At 64.1% G+C, this 16,971-nt stretch carries 20 protein-coding genes; 14 read left to right on the top strand and 6 right to left on the bottom strand.

Annotated elements, in window-relative coordinates; translation table 11 throughout:
* Positions 1-18: 18 nt before the first annotated feature.
* Positions 19-1,368 carry a hypothetical protein gene (locus KIH45_RS05380; protein ID WP_213174981.1) on the bottom strand — a complete coding sequence of 450 codons (1,350 nt, stop codon included), beginning with the start codon at positions 1,366-1,368 and terminating at the stop codon, positions 19-21.
* Between the two features lie 218 nt (positions 1,369-1,586).
* Positions 1,587-2,972, bottom strand: a complete 1,386-nt coding sequence (locus KIH45_RS05375; protein WP_213174980.1) for a leucyl aminopeptidase family protein — start codon at positions 2,970-2,972, stop codon at positions 1,587-1,589.
* A gap of 37 nt (positions 2,973-3,009) precedes the next feature.
* Between KIH45_RS05375 and KIH45_RS05370 the strand changes: the two genes are divergently transcribed.
* Positions 3,010-3,861, top strand: coding sequence for a PdaC/SigV domain-containing protein (locus KIH45_RS05370; RefSeq protein ID WP_213174979.1), 852 nt, complete (start codon positions 3,010-3,012; stop codon positions 3,859-3,861).
* 52 nt (positions 3,862-3,913) lie between these two features.
* On the top strand, positions 3,914-4,741 hold the full coding sequence (gene map, locus KIH45_RS05365) for a type I methionyl aminopeptidase (RefSeq protein WP_213174978.1): 828 nt from the start codon (positions 3,914-3,916) through the stop codon (positions 4,739-4,741).
* A gap of 121 nt (positions 4,742-4,862) precedes the next feature.
* Here the strand turns inward: map and KIH45_RS05360 are convergent, their stop codons facing one another.
* The gene (locus KIH45_RS05360) at positions 4,863-5,180 is read right to left on the bottom strand and encodes a 2Fe-2S iron-sulfur cluster-binding protein (RefSeq protein WP_213174977.1); all 318 of its coding nucleotides are present in this window, start codon (positions 5,178-5,180) and stop codon (positions 4,863-4,865) included.
* 132 nt (positions 5,181-5,312) lie between these two features.
* On the opposite strand from KIH45_RS05360, the gene KIH45_RS05355 reads away from it, so the two are divergent.
* From KIH45_RS05355 to KIH45_RS05345, 3 genes are all read left to right on the top strand, one after another.
* A complete protein-coding gene (locus KIH45_RS05355; RefSeq protein WP_213174976.1) occupies positions 5,313-5,930 on the top strand; it encodes a DNA-3-methyladenine glycosylase family protein in 618 nt (205 codons plus the stop codon).
* A gap of 401 nt (positions 5,931-6,331) precedes the next feature.
* Positions 6,332-7,360 carry an aldo/keto reductase gene (locus KIH45_RS05350; RefSeq protein ID WP_213174975.1) on the top strand — a complete coding sequence of 343 codons (1,029 nt, stop codon included), beginning with the start codon at positions 6,332-6,334 and terminating at the stop codon, positions 7,358-7,360.
* Positions 7,361-7,473: 113 nt separating this feature from the next.
* Positions 7,474-7,608: an entericidin gene (locus tag KIH45_RS05345; RefSeq protein ID WP_213174974.1), complete on the top strand. Its 135-nt coding sequence runs from the start codon at positions 7,474-7,476 to the stop codon at positions 7,606-7,608.
* A 106-nt stretch (positions 7,609-7,714) separates the two neighbouring features.
* Here the strand turns inward: KIH45_RS05345 and KIH45_RS05340 are convergent, their stop codons facing one another.
* Positions 7,715-8,350 (bottom strand): hypothetical protein, encoded by a 636-nt coding sequence (locus tag KIH45_RS05340; RefSeq protein WP_213174973.1) that lies wholly within the window; start codon positions 8,348-8,350, stop codon positions 7,715-7,717.
* A gap of 238 nt (positions 8,351-8,588) precedes the next feature.
* On the opposite strand from KIH45_RS05340, the gene KIH45_RS05335 reads away from it, so the two are divergent.
* Positions 8,589-9,677, top strand: a complete 1,089-nt coding sequence (locus KIH45_RS05335) for an alpha/beta hydrolase (protein ID WP_213174972.1) — start codon at positions 8,589-8,591, stop codon at positions 9,675-9,677.
* 6 nt (positions 9,678-9,683) lie between these two features.
* Here KIH45_RS05335 and KIH45_RS05330 read toward each other — a convergent pair whose 3' ends face one another.
* The gene (locus KIH45_RS05330; RefSeq protein ID WP_213174971.1) at positions 9,684-10,613 is read right to left on the bottom strand and encodes a hypothetical protein; all 930 of its coding nucleotides are present in this window, start codon (positions 10,611-10,613) and stop codon (positions 9,684-9,686) included.
* 66 nt (positions 10,614-10,679) lie between these two features.
* Positions 10,680-10,967: a 4a-hydroxytetrahydrobiopterin dehydratase gene (locus KIH45_RS05325; RefSeq protein ID WP_213174970.1), complete on the bottom strand. Its 288-nt coding sequence runs from the start codon at positions 10,965-10,967 to the stop codon at positions 10,680-10,682.
* 74 nt (positions 10,968-11,041) lie between these two features.
* Here KIH45_RS05325 and ccmA point away from each other — a divergent pair, with 74 nt between their 5' ends.
* The 8 genes from ccmA (at position 11,042) to KIH45_RS05285 (ending at position 16,916) form a co-directional block, all read left to right on the top strand.
* Positions 11,042-11,638, top strand: a complete 597-nt coding sequence (gene ccmA, locus KIH45_RS05320) for a heme ABC exporter ATP-binding protein CcmA (RefSeq protein ID WP_213174969.1) — start codon at positions 11,042-11,044, stop codon at positions 11,636-11,638.
* 10 nt (positions 11,639-11,648) lie between these two features.
* The gene (gene ccmB / locus KIH45_RS05315; protein WP_213174968.1) at positions 11,649-12,299 is read left to right on the top strand and encodes a heme exporter protein CcmB; all 651 of its coding nucleotides are present in this window, start codon (positions 11,649-11,651) and stop codon (positions 12,297-12,299) included.
* Between the two features lie 59 nt (positions 12,300-12,358).
* Positions 12,359-13,360 carry a cysteine synthase A gene (locus KIH45_RS05310; protein WP_213174967.1) on the top strand — a complete coding sequence of 334 codons (1,002 nt, stop codon included), beginning with the start codon at positions 12,359-12,361 and terminating at the stop codon, positions 13,358-13,360.
* A gap of 9 nt (positions 13,361-13,369) precedes the next feature.
* Entirely contained in the window at positions 13,370-13,705 is a 336-nt protein-coding gene (locus KIH45_RS05305; protein WP_213174966.1) for a hypothetical protein, read from the top strand.
* 16 nt (positions 13,706-13,721) lie between these two features.
* Positions 13,722-14,474 carry a Gldg family protein gene (locus tag KIH45_RS05300; RefSeq protein WP_213174965.1) on the top strand — a complete coding sequence of 251 codons (753 nt, stop codon included), beginning with the start codon at positions 13,722-13,724 and terminating at the stop codon, positions 14,472-14,474.
* Positions 14,475-14,833: 359 nt separating this feature from the next.
* The gene (locus KIH45_RS05295) at positions 14,834-15,337 is read left to right on the top strand and encodes a division/cell wall cluster transcriptional repressor MraZ (RefSeq protein WP_213174964.1); all 504 of its coding nucleotides are present in this window, start codon (positions 14,834-14,836) and stop codon (positions 15,335-15,337) included.
* Positions 15,334-16,293, top strand: coding sequence for a 16S rRNA (cytosine(1402)-N(4))-methyltransferase RsmH (rsmH, locus tag KIH45_RS05290; protein WP_213174963.1), 960 nt, complete (start codon positions 15,334-15,336; stop codon positions 16,291-16,293). The genes KIH45_RS05295 and rsmH overlap by 4 nt, the downstream gene beginning before the upstream one ends.
* Positions 16,290-16,916 carry a hypothetical protein gene (locus tag KIH45_RS05285; RefSeq protein ID WP_213174962.1) on the top strand — a complete coding sequence of 209 codons (627 nt, stop codon included), beginning with the start codon at positions 16,290-16,292 and terminating at the stop codon, positions 16,914-16,916. The genes rsmH and KIH45_RS05285 overlap by 4 nt, the downstream gene beginning before the upstream one ends.
* Positions 16,917-16,971: the final 55 nt, after the last annotated feature.

Here is a 16,971-nt window from a genome sequence, read left to right as displayed (position 1 = left end):
TTCAGCATCCTGGACCCGTCAGGCGATGGCCGCGTTTTGCGAGCCTATCTCGTTGAGACGCTGTTCAAGGGCATCGGCATCGAAAGCGACGACAGTGGAATTGAACCGCTCTGCGCTCCCATGTAGGCCCGAAAGGTTATCGGAAAGTTTGTCGAGCGACCGGTCGAGCAACGGCAGCGCATCTGCCATCTGGTCTGCCAGCCCGAACTTCTCGATCAGCGTGCGCCAGCGGCCCAGGATCATGCCGGTCAGGCGCAGCGCGGCTTCGGCCTTTTCGATCTCTTCGGTCAGTTCGCCGACTTTCTCGCGGTCGAGCGTCAGGCTGGTGCGCATCGCCTCTACCGAACCCGTGAGCGAGCGGACGAGCGTGTCGTTGGCGCTGGCGGTGGTGGCAGCGTCTTCCTTGCCGTCGATCGTGGCGACGGCGAAGCGGCACACGGTCTCTGCCTGCATCTGGGCAAGGCAGGTGGAAAAGCGCAGCTTGTGGCGCAGCACGCACATCAGGTCGACGTGGCCCAAGACGCCGCGCATCGTGTCGGCGACCTTGCGGCACTGTTCTTCAAGCGCAGGTGCGGCATTGGCGACGACGGGGGCGTCATCCTCGTGCGCGTCGGACACGGCGCGCGCGGCGTGGATCGCCTGTTCCAGCGCGCCGAGACTGTCGAGCGTGGCGCTGACCCGCTGGTCGAGATCGACGGCCAGTTCGTCGGCCGAGCCGAGTTCTCCGGCCAACTTCGCGATGCGGCCCTCGATGTCGGTGGCGGTGTGCAGCAGGACACGTTGAAAGCCGTCGGCATTTTCGCGTGCCGGGATCGTCGCGCCGGCCTTGCTGCGGGCGGAAAGTTCGGCAGGCACGCAGTCGTGCATGAAGGCGGCGTAGCTGTCGTAGCCCAGCGCGCGCAGTTCATTGAGGATCGCGTCCTGCCCTGCGCGCGCGGCGCGGGCCGGGCTGCCGCCTTCGGCCATGACCTTGCGCTCCACCTCGCGCACGCGGGCGTAGATTTCGGCGACGAGCTTTACCGTCTTGCCATCGCATGGCCGGGCGCGGACCGAGATGTAGCCCTTGTCGAGCGGAGTGATCGTGGCGAAGGCCCAGTAGGCCGAACCGTCGCCGGCAAGGTTCAGGACATAGGCCGAAACGGGTTCACGCGCTCCGATGGTTTCCCACACGATGCGGAACGCGCCGCCCGGCATGTCGGGGTGGCGGATCACGTTGTGCGGCGCGCCGATCAGGTTTTCGCGCGGGGTACGGGCAATGTCGACGAAGACGTGGTTCGCCTGTTCGATCACGCCCTTGGAATCGGTAGTCGAGAAGAAGAGGTCATTGACGTCGACCTCGTGGAACTTGCCGTTTGGAACAGTCGCCATCGTGTCCTCCTGTCGCTGGATGGGGTGCAACAGGGGTATGGCGAAGGGCTACCGACAAGCTTTGACCGACATCAATTAAGTCGATCTTAACCTACTGATATAGCTTCGTATTTCTGTGCTCAGGCCAATCGTTAAACGATCTGCCTTGCGCGTTAACCAGCCTGATGCGCACGCGTCTGCGCATCAGGCCGATTGCAGGTCTGTCCGGTTACGCGGGATTAACCGCGGTATCTTTTTTTCAGCATCTGCCACGCAGCACGCAGGCCAAGCGCTGCGCCGCCCTTGGGACGGCCCGGTTTTGCCGCCGGACGCCATGCGAAGGTGTCGAAATGGGCCCATTCGATTCCCTCTGCGACGAATCGGTCGAGGAACAGAGCCGCCGTCGTCGCACCGGCGAAACCGCCGCTGGCCGAGTTCACCATGTCGGCAATGTCGCTCTTCAGCATCTCGCGGTATCCGTCGTGCAGCGGCAAGCGCCAGCAGGCATCGTCATGCGCAAGGCCTGCTTCGAGCAGCGCGTCTGCCGTATCGTCCTGCCGCGTGAACAGCGCGGGCAGGTCGGGGCCGAGTGCCACGCGGGCGGCACCCGTCAGCGTCGCGAAATCGATGATGAGGCCAGCGCCATCCTCGCTCGCCTTCGTCAGCGCGTCGCCCAGAACCAGGCGACCTTCGGCGTCGGTGTTCGTTACTTCGACCGTCAGGCCCTTGCGCGTGGCCAGCACGTCGCCGGGGCGGAAGGCATTGCCCGAAATCGCGTTCTCGACCGCAGGGACCAGCAGGTGGAGGCGGACCTTCAGCCGCTGCCCCATGATGAGCGAGGCGAGAGCGAGAGCATGGGCCGAACCGCCCATGTCCTTCTTCATCAACGCCATGCCGCTCGTCGGCTTGATGTCGAGCCCGCCCGAATCGAAGCAGACGCCCTTGCCAACGATGGCGATGCGCGGGGCATCGGCGGGGCCCCATTCCAGCTCGATCAGGCGCGGCGCATGGCTGCGCGCAGCAGCCCGGCCCACCGCATGGACCATCGGGTAGCCCTTTTCGAGAGCATCACCGCGCGTAATGGTGAGCTTGGCATCGAATTTCTTGGCAAGGCGCGAGGCTTCGGCCTCAAGCGCTTCGGGGCCCATGTCTTCGGACGGCGTATTCACAAGATCGCGGACGAGGTTCACTGCCTCTGCCTCGGCGATCATACCGTCGATCGCGGCAACGTCCTTGGTCAGCAGGATGCGCGGGCCTTCGGCGTCCTTGTCGTCCTTGTAACGGGTGAAGGCATATTGCGCGCTCTGCCAGCCGAACAGCGCGGCGCCCGCATCGCCCGTGGCAAGGCGGTAGGTTCCGGCGGGCAGCACTTCGGCCAGTTTGGCAAGGCACCATGCGGCAAGCTTGTCGGTGTCGGCAACACCGCCGACCGCGAACCAGCCATCGCCGTCGGGGACGATCGCGGTCTGGTATCCCTTGCCGGTGAACTTCTGCGCGGCGAGGTTGGCACGCTGCGCAGCGGTCAGTTTTTTCGACCAGTCGTCAAAGCCGTCCGTGTCGACGAGGTGGATCGGGGTTGCGTCCTGCCCGCGATCGGGCTGAATAAGTGCGTCTTTGTCGGTCATGACCGTGGCAGTAGCCTTTCGGGAAAGAGATATGCGAGTGAAATCTGTGCTCATCGGAACGGCACTGGCCCCGTTCCTGTTCCTTGGCGGTTGCGGCTCGTCATCCGAAGCCCCGCCCGAGGCGCCCACCGCCAGCGCGGTTGCTACGGCCGATGCGGGCGAGGGCGGTCCGACCGCAGAAGCAACAGCCGACAGCGCCGACGCCGAAGGCTTTTCACAGAAGGTCGAAGCGGGCGGCAATACCGGCCGGTTCCAGTTCGAATATTCGTGGCCCGCGCAAGTCAGCGCGATCGCACCGCTCGTCGCGCGCTTCGATGCCGAGCGCGAGGCTGCCTATGCCAAGTGGCGGGGCGAATGGGACGAGGCGCAGAAGGACACGGTCATGGCCGACTGCATTTCGTGTCGCAGCCGCGGTTATGACAAGGAATGGAGCGTAGTGACCGATCTGCCGCGCTATCTCTCGCTGTCGGCCAGCGTCTATTCCTATACCGGCGGCGCGCATGGCGGGACGGTCTATGATGCGCTTGTCTGGGACCGCGAGAAAGAAGTCGCGATCAAGCCCATCGAAATGTTCCGCAACGCGCAGGTGCTGGACGCGGCGGTACAGGACGACTTCTGCGACCAGCTCGACAAGGCGCGCGCCAGAAAGCGTGGCGGGCCGGTGAAGCGCAGTGACGATCCCTTCTACGACTGCATCGCGCCGGTCGCGAATTCGACGGTCATTCTCGGCTCTGCCGGCAAGCAGGGGTTCGACCGCGTGGGCTTCCTGATACCTGCCTATAATGCGGGGCCCTATTCGGAAGGGACCTACGAAGTGACCCTGCCGGTTACGCCTGCGCTGCTCGACACGGTGAAGCCCGAATATGCCCGAGCGTTTCAGGTGCGCTGATATGCTTCGCGCCCCCTCGTAAATCGGGGGAAGGGGCGCTACATGGGCTGTCATGACCGAATACATGACAGTCGACGAACACGACATGCTGCCGCGCGACGGCACGATCAAACTGCACGGCGAGGCCGGGTTCCAGGGCATGCGCAAGGCCGGGCGCCTTGCTGCCGAGATTCTCGATGCGATGGTCCCGCTGATCAAGCCGGGCGTCACCACCGCGCAGATCGATGACGAAGTGCGTCGCCTGACGCTTCAGGGCGGGGCGGTGCCAGCAACGATGGGCTATCGCGGATATGCCCATTCGTGCTGCATCTCGATCAACCACGTGGTCTGCCACGGCATTCCCGGGGCCAAGACGCTCAAGGAAGGGGACATCCTCAACATCGATGTCACCCCGATGCTGGACGGCTGGCACGGCGATTCGAGCCGGATGTACATCGTGGGCGAGGCCCCGTTGAAGGCGAAGCGCCTGGTCGAGGTGACTTATGAATGCCTGATGATCGGCATCGAAAAGGCCAAGCCCGGCAACCGTCTGGGCGACATTGGCGCGGCTATTCAGAAATACGCGGAAAAGCACCGCTACGGCGTCGTGCGCGATTTCTGCGGGCACGGCCTTGGCCGCCTGTTCCACGATGCACCCGAAGTGATCCACGCCGGTCGCCCCGGCACCGGCCCTGAACTCAAGCCCGGCATGTTTTTCACGATCGAGCCGATGATCAATCTCGGCAAGCCGTCGGTGAAGCTGCTGGAAGATGGCTGGACGGCCGTGACGCGTGACCGTTCGCTTTCGGCCCAGTTCGAGCATTCGATCGGCATTACCGAAGACGGCTGCGAGATCTTTACCGAAAGCCCGAAGGGGCTGCACAACCCGCCCTACGCCTGATCCGGGCGGGCCTTGCTAGGCCCGTTTTACCGGCCCCAGAAAAGAGATTGCCCCGGCACTGCGCGGTGCCGGGGCTTCTCTCCTCTCCGAACTCGTATGCGGCCAGTTTGCCGCGTCGCGCTCAGTCTTCCGGCGCGATGGTAACTTTAAGGCCGTCAGTCTCCGCGTTGAGCTGGAGCTGACAGGACAGTCGCGAGTTTTCGTTGCGATGGTCCGAACTGTCAAGCAGATCGTCCTCGTCCTCGCTCACTTCCGGAAGCTTGTCCTTGAATGCGGGGTCGACATAGACGTGGCAGGTCGCACACGAACAGCAGCCGCCGCACAGCGCGAGGAGTTCGTCGAACCCGTTGTCGCGGATCGCTTCCATAACCGTCAGGCCATCGTCCGCCTCAACGGTGGACTCGGTTCCTTCGCGGTTCACGACGATCAGCTTCGGCATTGGTTCTCGCTTGTCCCTCGCTTACGGATCGCCTGGCGGACATATCCGTTTAAACTCTGGCGGGGCTGCTACTGGCTGAAAGTGCAATTGGCAAGCGTTCAGTGAAATATCCGATAAGGGAAGGGCGCAATCTTGGGATTATCTCGAAAGCAATTGAAGTCTGGCCTCGACGCGATTGCTGCGAAAGAGCCAGCCATGCGGCGCGCGATCAAGGCGGTTGGCTATCCCGACGAGCGCATCCGAGACCGTGGCTATCGCACCATGCTGCGCACAATCGTTGGCCAGCAGGTGTCGGTTGCCTCTGCCGATTCGGTGTGGCGAAAACTCGAAGCGCTGCTGGGTGAGACGATCCCGCCCGAAGAACTTCTCGCCAGCGAATTCGACGCCCTGCGCGCCTGCGGACTGTCACGGCAGAAGCAGGGCTATGCCCGTTCGCTGTGCGAGCTGGTGACGGCAGGCGAAGTCGATTTCGAAAATCTCCCCGCCGATGACGAGGAGGCGATTGCTGCGCTGACCCGCATCAAGGGCATCGGGCGCTGGTCGGCGGAAATCTACCTGCTGTTTGCCGAGGGGCGTGAGGACATCTGGCCGGCCGGAGACCTTGCCGTACAGGTCGGCATGGGCAAGTTGCTGGGCCTGCCCGAAAGGCCGAGCGAGAAGGAAACGCGCGACCTTGCCGAACCGTGGCGCCCCCATCGCGGTGCGGCGGCGGTATTCATCTGGCACTATTATCAGAACCCGGCCCTCTGATCCGCGTCATGGTGGCCTGCAAATCGCAACGCGGCGCGCTTACGGTGCTCACGTACTGAAGTACGCTGCGCTCCGGGCCTCACCACGTCACGATTCTCGGCGAACCCTGACGCGGATCTGAACTGTCGTGGGTTACAAAGGTGACACCCTGTCACCCAGCGAAATTCCTGACAGAGCACGGAGTTGAGCCGTTCCTGTGCCCTCAGACAGGGTGACACATTGCGGCGGAAAACGACGATCTGAAAGAGCGGGCGCATAATGAGGGCGTGCCGCGATGTAGGACAGCGCTTTTTCCCGCCCTACTTTCCCCGACCTGCGACCATTGCGCGCTTCGCATCCGGTATGCGGGCAATCCTGTGGTCCTCTGCACCCGACACCATCAACCGGTTCGGAGAGCGCCTTTGCAATATACCATTCTTGGCAATAGCGGCCTTCTCGTCTCGCGCCTCGCCTTCGGGGCCGGTTCGCTGGGCGTGGGCGAAACGCTGCCCGGTCTTCGCAAGAACATCGGTGAGGATGGCGCAAAGCGCATCGTCGCCAAGGCCATCGACGCTGGCGTCAACCTGTTCGACAGTTCCGATGCCTATACCGGCGGCCAGTCCGAAACTCTGCTGGGACTGGCGCTCGAAGGGCACCGCGAGAAAATCGTCATCAGTTCCAAGTGCGGCCTCCGCGTCGGCACTGCCCCTACCGATGCGGGGTTGTCACGCCGCCACATTGTAGAGGCGTGCGAGAGCAGTCTGAAGCGGCTGAAGACCGACTGGATCGATGTCTATCACTTGCACACCATCGACCCGCTGACCCCGATCGACGAGATCGCGCGCGCCTGTGAAGCACTGGTTCAGAGCGGCAAGGTGCGCAGCATCGCGCTGTCCAACTGGCCTGCGTGGATGGCGGCGCAGATGCTGGAAATCCAGCGCGGCACGAACGCTTCGCCGATCTGCGCGATGCAGCTCTACTATTCGCTGGTGGGCCGCGACATCGAGACGGAGCATGTGCCGTTTGCCGAGGCGAACAACCTCGGCATCATGGTGTGGAGCCCGCTGGCCGGAGGCTTCCTGACCGGCAAGTACACGCGCGAAACGCCAAACCCCGAAGGCGCGCGTCGATCGACTTTCAGCCAGCCGCCGGTCGATCTCGACAAGGGCTATGCCATCGTGGACGAAGTGATCGCCATTGCCGCCGCGCGAGAGTGCGAGCCGTCATCGGTCGCGATGGCGTGGCTGATGGCGAAACCGGCGGTGAGTTCGGTGATCTTCGGTATCAGCCGCGAGGAACAGCTGGACCGCAACCTCGCCGCTGCCGACCTCGTGCTGACCGCCGATGAAGTCGCGCGGCTGGATGCGGCAAGCGCCACGCCGGCGCGTTTTCCGGGCTGGATTCTCGGCATGACGCCCGATCCGGTGACGAGTAAGCTGCTGGGCCTATGAGGCAGCCCGATCTTCGGCTCAGGCCGGTCGCGGAACCCCAATTGTTTGAAAACGTTGCTGCATAATCAATGTTCTGGCGGACTGGACGCAGACCGTCTTACCGGAGAAAGATTATGAAGAAGCTTCTGTCCGTCATGGCCCTCGGCACCTCGATGATCATGCTCTCGGCCTGCAACACCGTGCAGGGCTTGGGCGAAGACGTGGAATCGGTCGGCGAATGTGCTGACGGCGTCGAAGGCAACTGCTAAGCCGCACTCGCGTTACCGACGCGATAAAGAGGCGCTGCCTGCGGGCGGCGCCTTTTTTGTTGGCTGCGAGGTGTGGGCAAGGTCCGGCTTCAAACACCAGGCCTCGTCAACCGGGACCGATCGGGACGAGCACCAGGACGAGTATGAGGAATGCGAAGCCGGCAAAAGGCAGGATCGTAAAGCGCCCCAGCACCACGCGGTCGCGAACGGCAAGTGACACGAACAGCGCCAGCCAGATCAGCGGTACGATTGCGACCGGGCTCAAGCCGAGATGACCTGCGGCCCGCGACGCCAAAGGTTCCAGGACAAGGAAGCTGCCGATCATCATCAGGTTTTTGTGAGTCTGCGGGCGATGGCGATTGGCGATGGCAGCGACGACGCATCCGGCGAAGGCGGCGATCATGATCGAATTGATCAGGGCAAGGCCCGAAATCCCGTCGTTCCGCAGGTAATGAAGGGTCTGAAGGTAGGCGGTGGTCAGCACCAGACCGGCCGCCGCAACCGCTCCGATCACACCCAGAGTCCGGTGGGCGGAAATTTCCCCGCGCGAAATCAGGAAAGGCTGAACAGCGATCAGCGTGAACCAGGCCAGGGCAAAAATACCGTGGATGATGAACTTGGGGTCGCTGTTTGACGGCTGGCCAACATCGGTGAACAGGTTATCGGAAAATCCGACGATGGCAGTCAGAAATAAAAAAGCACCGATGGCTGGGTAATAGTATTCAGAGGTGACTTTGCCCAACCCGCTATTATTCATACTCCGACCTGCCCCTTATTCGAATAGCTCTTCCCAATATGCTTGATTGTGCGCATTAATGAAAGTCACCAAGCGAGCTGTGACCTTTATCCTTTAGCGTCCGCTGCCGTGATATTTTCGGGACGGTGAATTGCCTGCCTGCCGGATAGTCGGTCCGGCGCGGCTTCTCATGCTGTCTCGGCAGCCGGATGCTCAGCTTGTTGCCGACAGGAGGAGAGCCCGGTTGCCGCACTATCGTATCAGCCTGGGGCTTGCGCTGCTGGCTCTTGCCGCGTCTCCGGCCATGGCTCAGGACAGCGGCGGGGCAGTGACGGTTGCCGATGACGGGCAAGTCACGGCGCAGACTGTGCGCATTCCCCTGTCGCGGTTTCTCAGCCCGGAGGCGCGGGCGATGCAGCGCGAGAAGCTGACCAATCCGCCCACCCTGCCACAGGGCGAGGACTGGATTGCGCAAGTGCGCCTGATGTCGGACGAGATACAGGGCGACATCCAGAACCGCTGGGCCGCGATCTTTCCGGTGAACATTACGTCCGAAGTGATCAATGGCGTGCGCACCGATGTCGTGGTGCCGGCAGACGGCGTAGTGCCGGAAAACGTGGGCCGGGTGCTGATCAACCTGCACGGTGGCGGGTTCTTCACCGGAGGCGGCGCGGGCGGCAGGGCCGAGGCAGTGCCGGTTGCGGGGCAGGGCCGTATCAAGGTGGTCGCGGTCGATTATCGGCTGGGGCCGGAGCACCAGTTCCCTGCGGCCAGCGAGGACGTGGAAAGCGTCTACCGCGCGCTGCTCAAGGACTATCCGGCGCAGAATATCGGCATTTACGGCTGTTCGGCAGGCGGCGCGCTGACGGCGCAGGCGATGGCGTGGTTCCTTGACCGCGACTTGCCGCTGCCCGGTGCGATCGGCGTGTTCTGTTCGGGCCTGATCGCGCCGTTCTATTACGGCGGCGATTCCGCGTCGTTCACCCCGCCGATGAACGGCAATGCCCAGCCCGACGCCGAAGTGCGTGAGAACGGGCGCGGCAATCCCTACCTCGGCATGCCGGACGGATCCGATCCGCTTGTGTCACCTGCCGCTTCGGACGAAGTGCTGGCAAGCTTTCCGCCAACGCTGTTCGTGACCGGAACGCGCGATACCGCGCTCAGCAATGTGCTGGTCTCCAATTCGCTACTGATCGCGCACGGGGTGGAGACTGAGCTGTTCGTGCAGGAAGGGCTCGGCCACCAGGAGTTCAACGACTTCGTCGGCACGCCGGAGGCGATGCAGGCGCACGAGGTGATCTGGCGATTCTTCGACCGGCACCTTGGCCAGTAGGGCGGATCAGCTTCCCGGCACTGTTACCCTTGTAAACAGGCCCTTCGCCTGCGCATCCGGCACTTCGGCAGTGATGCCATATTCGCCTTCCTCAAGGTCGACAGTGAAATAGGCGGTCGAGCCCTCGGGCATGTCGTGGATGCCGCCGACGAATTTGGCAGGTGCAGGTGTCTGCTGGCCGTCGACGGGGAAGAAGTCCGGCCAGCGCGCAGCGGCCTCTACATCGGTGTCGGCATCGATGCGGAAGACGTGTGCGTCATGGCCGACGAAGTTGTTGTAAAGCTGCTGCTGCACGAATTCGGCGCGCACCCTGTTCTTGCCCGGCACGAAGGCACCGTCGGTGATCTCGTAACCCTCGTTCGAAATCGCCAGCGTCACGTTGGCCTCGGGCTCTGCCATGCCGCCGTCTTCGGGAAGAACCGTCAGCGGCAGGACCATGCCGAGTTCACCCGGTGTCGGGTTGAAGTTGTGCTGCACCCCGTTCGACTTCACGTAGCATTCGACGATGTAGTTGCCGGGCTCCAGGAACATCGTAGCCTGTCCGGTCACGCCGTCAGACATCATGCCCGGCCCGCCGAGATATTCGATATCGCCCAGCCATGCCGGGAAGGTCGAGGCGATCTGCGCGGCCTTTTCGGTGTCGCCCTCAATCATCGCGGTCAGGCTGGCCTGAATGGGGCGCACGACCTCTTCGTCCAGCATCTGCGCGGTGACGCCTTCAGGCAGGCGATAGACCAGCCCGTGGTGCGTCATCCCGCCGCCATTGTTGATCCGCACCGTCGTCCAGCCCGACCTGATCGTGTCTGGTCCGACGAACTTCAGGCCTTCGACATTCAGTTCAAGGAGGTTCTTTGCAGGCTCGTCCTGCTCGGGCGCAGGCGCGCTGCAAGCGGCAAGGCCCGGCGCCAATAGCGATGCGATGATGATGCGATGCATGGTCCACTTCCCCCTATGGAGGGCCAAGTGGACCAGATTAGCGCCTTTCGCGCAAATCGCGCATGATCAGAGCAGTCCCTCGATCGCGTTCGCAAGGTCGATGTCGCGCTGCGAGACGCCATCCGCATCGTGCGTCGTCAGCGTGACTTCGACGCGGTTGTAGACGTTGAACCACTCGGGGTGATGGTCCGCCTTTTCAGCGAGGATCGCGACGCGGGCCATGAAGCCGAAGGCCTGGACGAAGTCGGCGAATTTGAACTTGCGCTCGATCGCCAGCAGGTCATCGCGCAGCTCCCAGCCGTTGAGGTCGGCCACTGCCGCGTGCAGTGCTTCGCCTTCGATCCGTGCCACCATGTCTCTCTCCGCTGTTCTCAAGTTCTGTCCTGCAACTTGGCAGGTCTCGCGCGATCCCATAGGGCAGCGTTTCGATGAATGCGACCCGTGCCTTTCTTCGCGCAACCGACATAGCCTGCCGCCGCGGCGAAAGGCTGCTGTTCGCGCGCCTGTCGCTGGCGGTGGAGGCGGGCGAGGCGCTGCACCTGGCGGGCGCGAACGGCATCGGCAAATCGAGCCTGATGCGCATCCTTGCCGGACTGATGCGCCCGTTCGCGGGCGAGGTGGAGCGCGAAGGCGCGATGGCGCTGTTGGACGAAAGGCCCGCGCTCGACACACACTTGCCGCTGGGCCGCGCGCTCGATTTCTGGCGCGAGGTCGATGCGACACCGGCCGGGCGGCTGGACACGGTGCTGACCGAGGTGGGCCTGCACGACCTGCTCGACGTGCCGGTGCGGTACCTGTCGACGGGGCAAAGGAAGCGCGCGGCGCTGGCCCGCACAATCGCGCAAGGCTCGCCGGTCTGGCTGCTGGACGAACCGCTGAACGGGCTCGACACCGCGTCTGTCGCCGTGGTCGAGAAGCTGGTGGCGCAGCATTGCGCCGATGGTGGGCTGTGCGTGCTCGCCTCACACCAGCCTGTCGCGGTGCCGGGGTTGAAGCGGCTCGAACTGGCGGAGTTCGTCCTATGAGATTTCGGGCATGATTTGGGCGATCCTCAAACGCGACGTCGTGCTCCTGCTCGGCGGTGGCCGCAGGGGCGGGGCGCTCTTGCCGATCCTGTTCTTCCTTGCGGTTGCCATGCTCTATCCCTTCGCGGTGGGGCCGGACGGACAATTGCTGGCGCGCACCGGTGGCGGCGTGGTCTGGGTGGCGGCGCTGCTGGCCGCGATCCTGCCGCTGGACCGGTTGGTGGAGCCTGATCTTGAGGCCGGATTCTTCGACCAATGGGCGCTGCGGGGTCTTGCCGAGGAATGGATCTGTGCGGTCCGCATCCTTGCGCACTGGCTCTGCTTTGCCGTGCCGCTGATGCTGGCAACGCCCATCGCGGCAGTTCTGCTGGGGTTGTCGGGTGAGCAGTTGCTGACATTGGAACTCGGCCTCCTGGCCGGCACGCCGGGGCTGGCGGCACTGGGCGTGGCAGTCGCGGCGGTGACGGCAGGCCTGCGCGGCGGGGCGGCACTGGCGGGGCTGCTCATCCTGCCGCTCGCCGTGCCGCTGCTGATCTTCGGCGCGGGCAGCCTGTCGACGGGCGGTGAAGGCGGGCTTGCCCTGACCGGCGCGGCCAGTCTCGTGCTCGTGGCGCTAAGCCCCTTTGCCGCGGGCGCTGCGCTTCGGGCAGCACGCGAATAGGCATCCCAAGCTTTTCTTCATTGCCCCGACAGGTTTCGCGTCCTACCTCTCGCGGCATAATGAACACGCTACCTGATACACTTTCTCTCATCGGCAATACGCCGCTCGTCCGTCTCGAAGGGCCCAGCAAGGCTGCTGGCTGCGACATCTTCGGCAAGTGCGAATTCGCCAACCCCGGCGCGTCGGTGAAGGACCGCGCGGCGCTGTGGATCGTGCGCGACGCGGAAAAGCGCGGCGTGCTGAAGCCCGGCGGCACGATCGTCGAGGGCACGGCAGGCAATACCGGCATCGGCATCGCGCTTGTCGCCAATGCGTTGGGCTACAAGACGGTCATCGTCATGCCCGAAACGCAAAGCCGCGAGAAGATGGATACGCTGCGCGCGCTGGGTGCCGAACTCGTCACCGTTCCCGCCGCGCCGTTCTCGAACCCCGGGCACTTCGTCCACACCTCGCGCCGTATTGCCGAGGAGACGGAGAACGCGGTCTGGGCCAACCAGTTCGACAATATCGCCAACCGCCGTTCGCACATTGATTCCACCGCGCCCGAGATCTGGGAGCAGATGGAAGGCCGCATCGACGGCTTTACCTGCGCGGTCGGCACCGGCGGCACGCTTGCGGGCGTGGGCATGGGGCTGAAGGAAAAGGACGAGAACGTCACTATCGCCCTGTCCGACCCGCACGGCGCTGCGCTTTTTGAATATTACGCCCATGGCGAGCTTAAGTCCGAAGGGTCTTCGGTGGCTGAGGGCATCGGGCAGGGGCGGATCACTGCGAACCTTGAAGATGCGCCGGTCGATACGCAGTTCCGCATTTCGGACGAGGAAGGCCTCGAATGGGTGCGCCGTCTGCTGTCCGAAGAGGGCCTGTGCCTTGGCCTGTCGAGCGGCATCAACGTCGCGGGTGCGGTCCTGCTGGGCCGGATGCTGACAGAAAAGCATGGCCGTCCGGCGCGCGTCGCGACGATCCTGTGCGACACCGGCTTCCGCTATCTGTCGAGCCTCTACAATGCCGAGTGGCTGGAGAAGAAGGGCCTGCCCGTCTTCCCCTGGCTGAAAGCGTAAGGAAGGCCCGTGGCACGCATCACCACTCCACAACCGTCGGGCCTGATGGGCACGCGGGAAGAGGCGATGTATCGCCTCAAGGTGGGCGTGGGCGGATTGCTCATGGTGCTGCTGATCGTCGCGATTGCCAGTTCCATCCTGCAGACCGCGCAGCAGGCCGATGATCCGGCGGGCCAGATGGCGCAGGATGAAGGCAACGAACCGGCCAAGGATCCGCTGGTCGACATCGGCGTTGCGCCCGAGCTTCCCGGCGAACAGACGAAGCCGATCATCGTCCCCGATCTTCCGGCAGAGCAGATGCCGCCCGAAGTGATCGACGAAGAACTGCCCGAACCCGGCCAGTGAGATCGGTTTTCAAGGCGTGAAGCTGGCCCCCGTTTTCGCCGCACTCGCGCTGGTCGCCTGTTCGGCCCAGCCGGGTGATCCCGCACCATCCCCGAATGCAAGTGAGGCGAGCGCGCCGGTCGCAGATCGTGAAGACCTGCTGCTGTTCACCAGCCTGCCGATCTACTGGTCCGAAGGCGGTGTGGGCGACATGCTTTCGGGCGATGCGCAGACCCACTGGGCGCGCACCGCGCTTGAAACGCGCTATGATCTCAAGCCGCTCGATACGCTGACCGCGCTTCCCGAAAGTGGCATCCTGCTGATGGCGCAGCCGCGCGCCCTGTCGGGTGACGAGAACGTCGCGCTCGACAATTTCGTGCGGGGCGGCGGCAGGGTCGTGCTGATCGTCGATCCGATGCTGGACGTGCATTCCTCCTACGGTTTCGGCGACAGGCGCCGGCCCGAGGCGATTGCCATGCTGTCCCCCATCCTCGGCCGCTGGGGCCTGAAGCTGATCCATGACGAGCGCGAGCCTTATGCGGGCAACTGGAATGGCCGCACCTTCCAGGTGGAGGAAGGCGGCCTGTTCGAACTGACCGAGACCGGCCACGAAAGCCGCTGCCACCTCGACGGCGAAGGGCTGTTCGCAAGGTGCAATGTCGGGACGGGCAAGGTGATGCTGCTGGCCGACGCGACATTCCTCGCCGACGGGGATCATGCGGGAGAGGGCGGGGATTCGCTGCTCCTAGGCCTGATCGAAGCTGCCGCGACACCGCCTGCAGCGCCCTGATCCGGGGAAACTGCGGGCCAAGGCCCACGATTCGGGGACGGTGCGGGAATGGCACGGGAAAGTGCGGCGATTCTCACGGGAAAACACGGGATTGCGCTTGAATCGAGGTCCGTAATGGGCGATTCTGCGACTATGAAAAGGGCGTCAGACTTACGGATTTCCACCGTTTCTATCGGATGAAACGTATTTTCCCGTAATTTCCCCTTTCATCCCCGATAAGTCCGAGGTATTACTTCCGTCATTCATGGAACGCATGATTTGCCGCGCCCGCAGGGGGCGTGCCGGGCAGCGCTAGGGCGCGGCCGGGTACGGGGGAGACGTGTGTTTCGCGGGGACCAATTTCGAGTTTCGGGGATCACGTGGCGGGACGGCCATTCAGCTATCGAGGGCAGGGCTTTTCGCTTCGCGGCGAAAAGGGACGCCTCGTGCTGCCTCCCGCGTTCCGCAAGGTCGTGCGCGACAGCTCGCACGACACCAAGGTCCTCTGCATCGCCAAGCATGAACGCTGGGACTGCCTGACCGGCTTTGGCCTTTCCCGCATGGACGAGCTCGACGAACAGCTCGACCGCGAGGAAGAGCGCGCGATCCGTCTTGAAAAGGACTTCGACCGCGATACCCGCTCCGCGCAGCTCTACGGCTTCATGGAAGTGCCCTTCGACGATTCGGGCCGCTTCATCGTGCCCGAATACCTCGCCGAACTCGGCGCGTTGGAGGATAAGGTGTTCTTCCAGGGCGGCGGCGCCTTCTTCACGATCTGGAACCCGGCAAAGCTCATGGAAATGGGCGACGACTGGGCGGCTGCAAAGGCTGCGTGCAAGGCGCTGATGGCCGATGCCGACAAGCCGAAGCGGGGCCGCAAGTGACCGCCGCTCCGCACATTCCTGTGCTTCTCGACGAAGTGGTCGAAGCTCTCGACCCGAAACCCGGCAGCGTCATCATCGACGCGACGTTCGGTGCGGGCGGCTATACCCGCGCGCTTCTGGACGCGGGCGCCACCGTCCACGGGTTCGATCGCGATCCTGACGCGATTGCCGCTGCGCGCAAGTGGGAAGAAACCGCGGGGGATAACCCGCGCCTCGTGCTCCACCCCCGTCGCTTTTCCGAAATGCTCGACGCAATGCACGAAGCTGGTGTGGCGGCAGTGGATGGAGTCGTCATGGATATCGGCGTCTCCTCAATGCAGCTTGACCAGGCCGGACGGGGCTTTGCCTTCTCGTCCGACGGCCCTCTCGACATGCGCATGAGCCAGGAAGGCGAAAGCGCGGCCGATTTCCTGAACACGGCGGCAGAGGAAACGATTGCCGACGTCCTGTTCCAGTATGGTGAGGAACGTCAGTCGCGCCGCGTGGCCCGTGCCATCGTCGCCGCGCGCCCGCTGGAAACGACCGGCCAGCTTGCCAATGTCGTGCGCAAGGCGCTCGGCTATCGCCCCGGCGCGCCGAAGGACCCGGCGACCCGCAGCTTCCAGGCCATTCGCATTCACGTGAACGGCGAACTCGACGAACTCGAAGCCGCACTTTCCGCGTCCGAGGCCCTGCTGAAGGATGGCGGGCACCTTGCCGTCGTCAGCTTCCACAGCCTTGAAGACCGCATCGTGAAGCGGTTCCTGCGCGATGCCTCGAACTCGGGCGCGGCGCCTTCGCGCCACATGCCTGATGTCGGCCCGTCGCATCAGCCGGTCTTCCGCAAGCCTGCCAAGGCGGTCCGCGCCGGCAAGGCCGAGCTCGACCGCAATCCGCGCGCACGATCCGCCGTGCTGCGCTCCGCCATCCGCACCGCCGCACCCGCCCGCCCCGAAGCCGAGAGGATCTCAGCATGACCAACCGCGCCCGCCTGCATTCCCTGCTCTGGACCGGTGCGGTGGCGCTTGCCCTTGCGCTGGCGCTGGCGCTGACGCTGCAGGTCAAGGCGGTGAACAGCCAGATCGCGGAAACGGAAAAGTCGATCCTTGCGACGAAGCAGCGGATCGCGGTGCTCGAAACCGAATTCCAGACCCGCGCGCGCCAGCAGCAGCTGGTCCGCTGGAACGAGGTCGAATTCGGCTACGTCGCCCCCAAGGCGAGCCAGTTCCTCGACGGTCAGGCGCAGCTCGCCATGCTGGGCAAGCCGGTCGACATCATCGAGGCCGCGCCGATCCGCATGGCCGATGCCGCCGAAGTCATGGCCGAGAGCGAGGAAGCCGCGCCCGTCCGCATGGCGAGCGCCGAGGTTGCAGGGCCGGTCAAGCTGAAGGGGGACCCCGACAAGGCCAAGGCCGACCTTCCGGTCCGCCTTGCCGCGGCCGAAGCGCCCAAGATGATGCGCCAGCTCGTCGCGCGCGACACCGGCAAGGCCAAGCCCGCCGCCCTTAAACCCACCGCAGCCAAGGAAGAAAAGGCCGAACGCGCCGCTTCCTTTGCAGAGCGGTTCGACATCGACTCCGTGATCGGGGAACAGCGCTAATGGCATCGATACCGCTCGGAACGGCTCAGGGCCTGACCGGGCCCGCCCACCGGCA

The organism is Croceicoccus gelatinilyticus (genome assembly GCF_018398395.1).
In the GTDB taxonomy this organism is placed as follows: Bacteria; Pseudomonadota; Alphaproteobacteria; order Sphingomonadales; family Sphingomonadaceae; genus Croceicoccus; species Croceicoccus gelatinilyticus.
The sequence above is the reverse complement of the archived record's forward strand: the minus strand, read 5'-3'. Positions and strand labels throughout refer to the sequence as shown.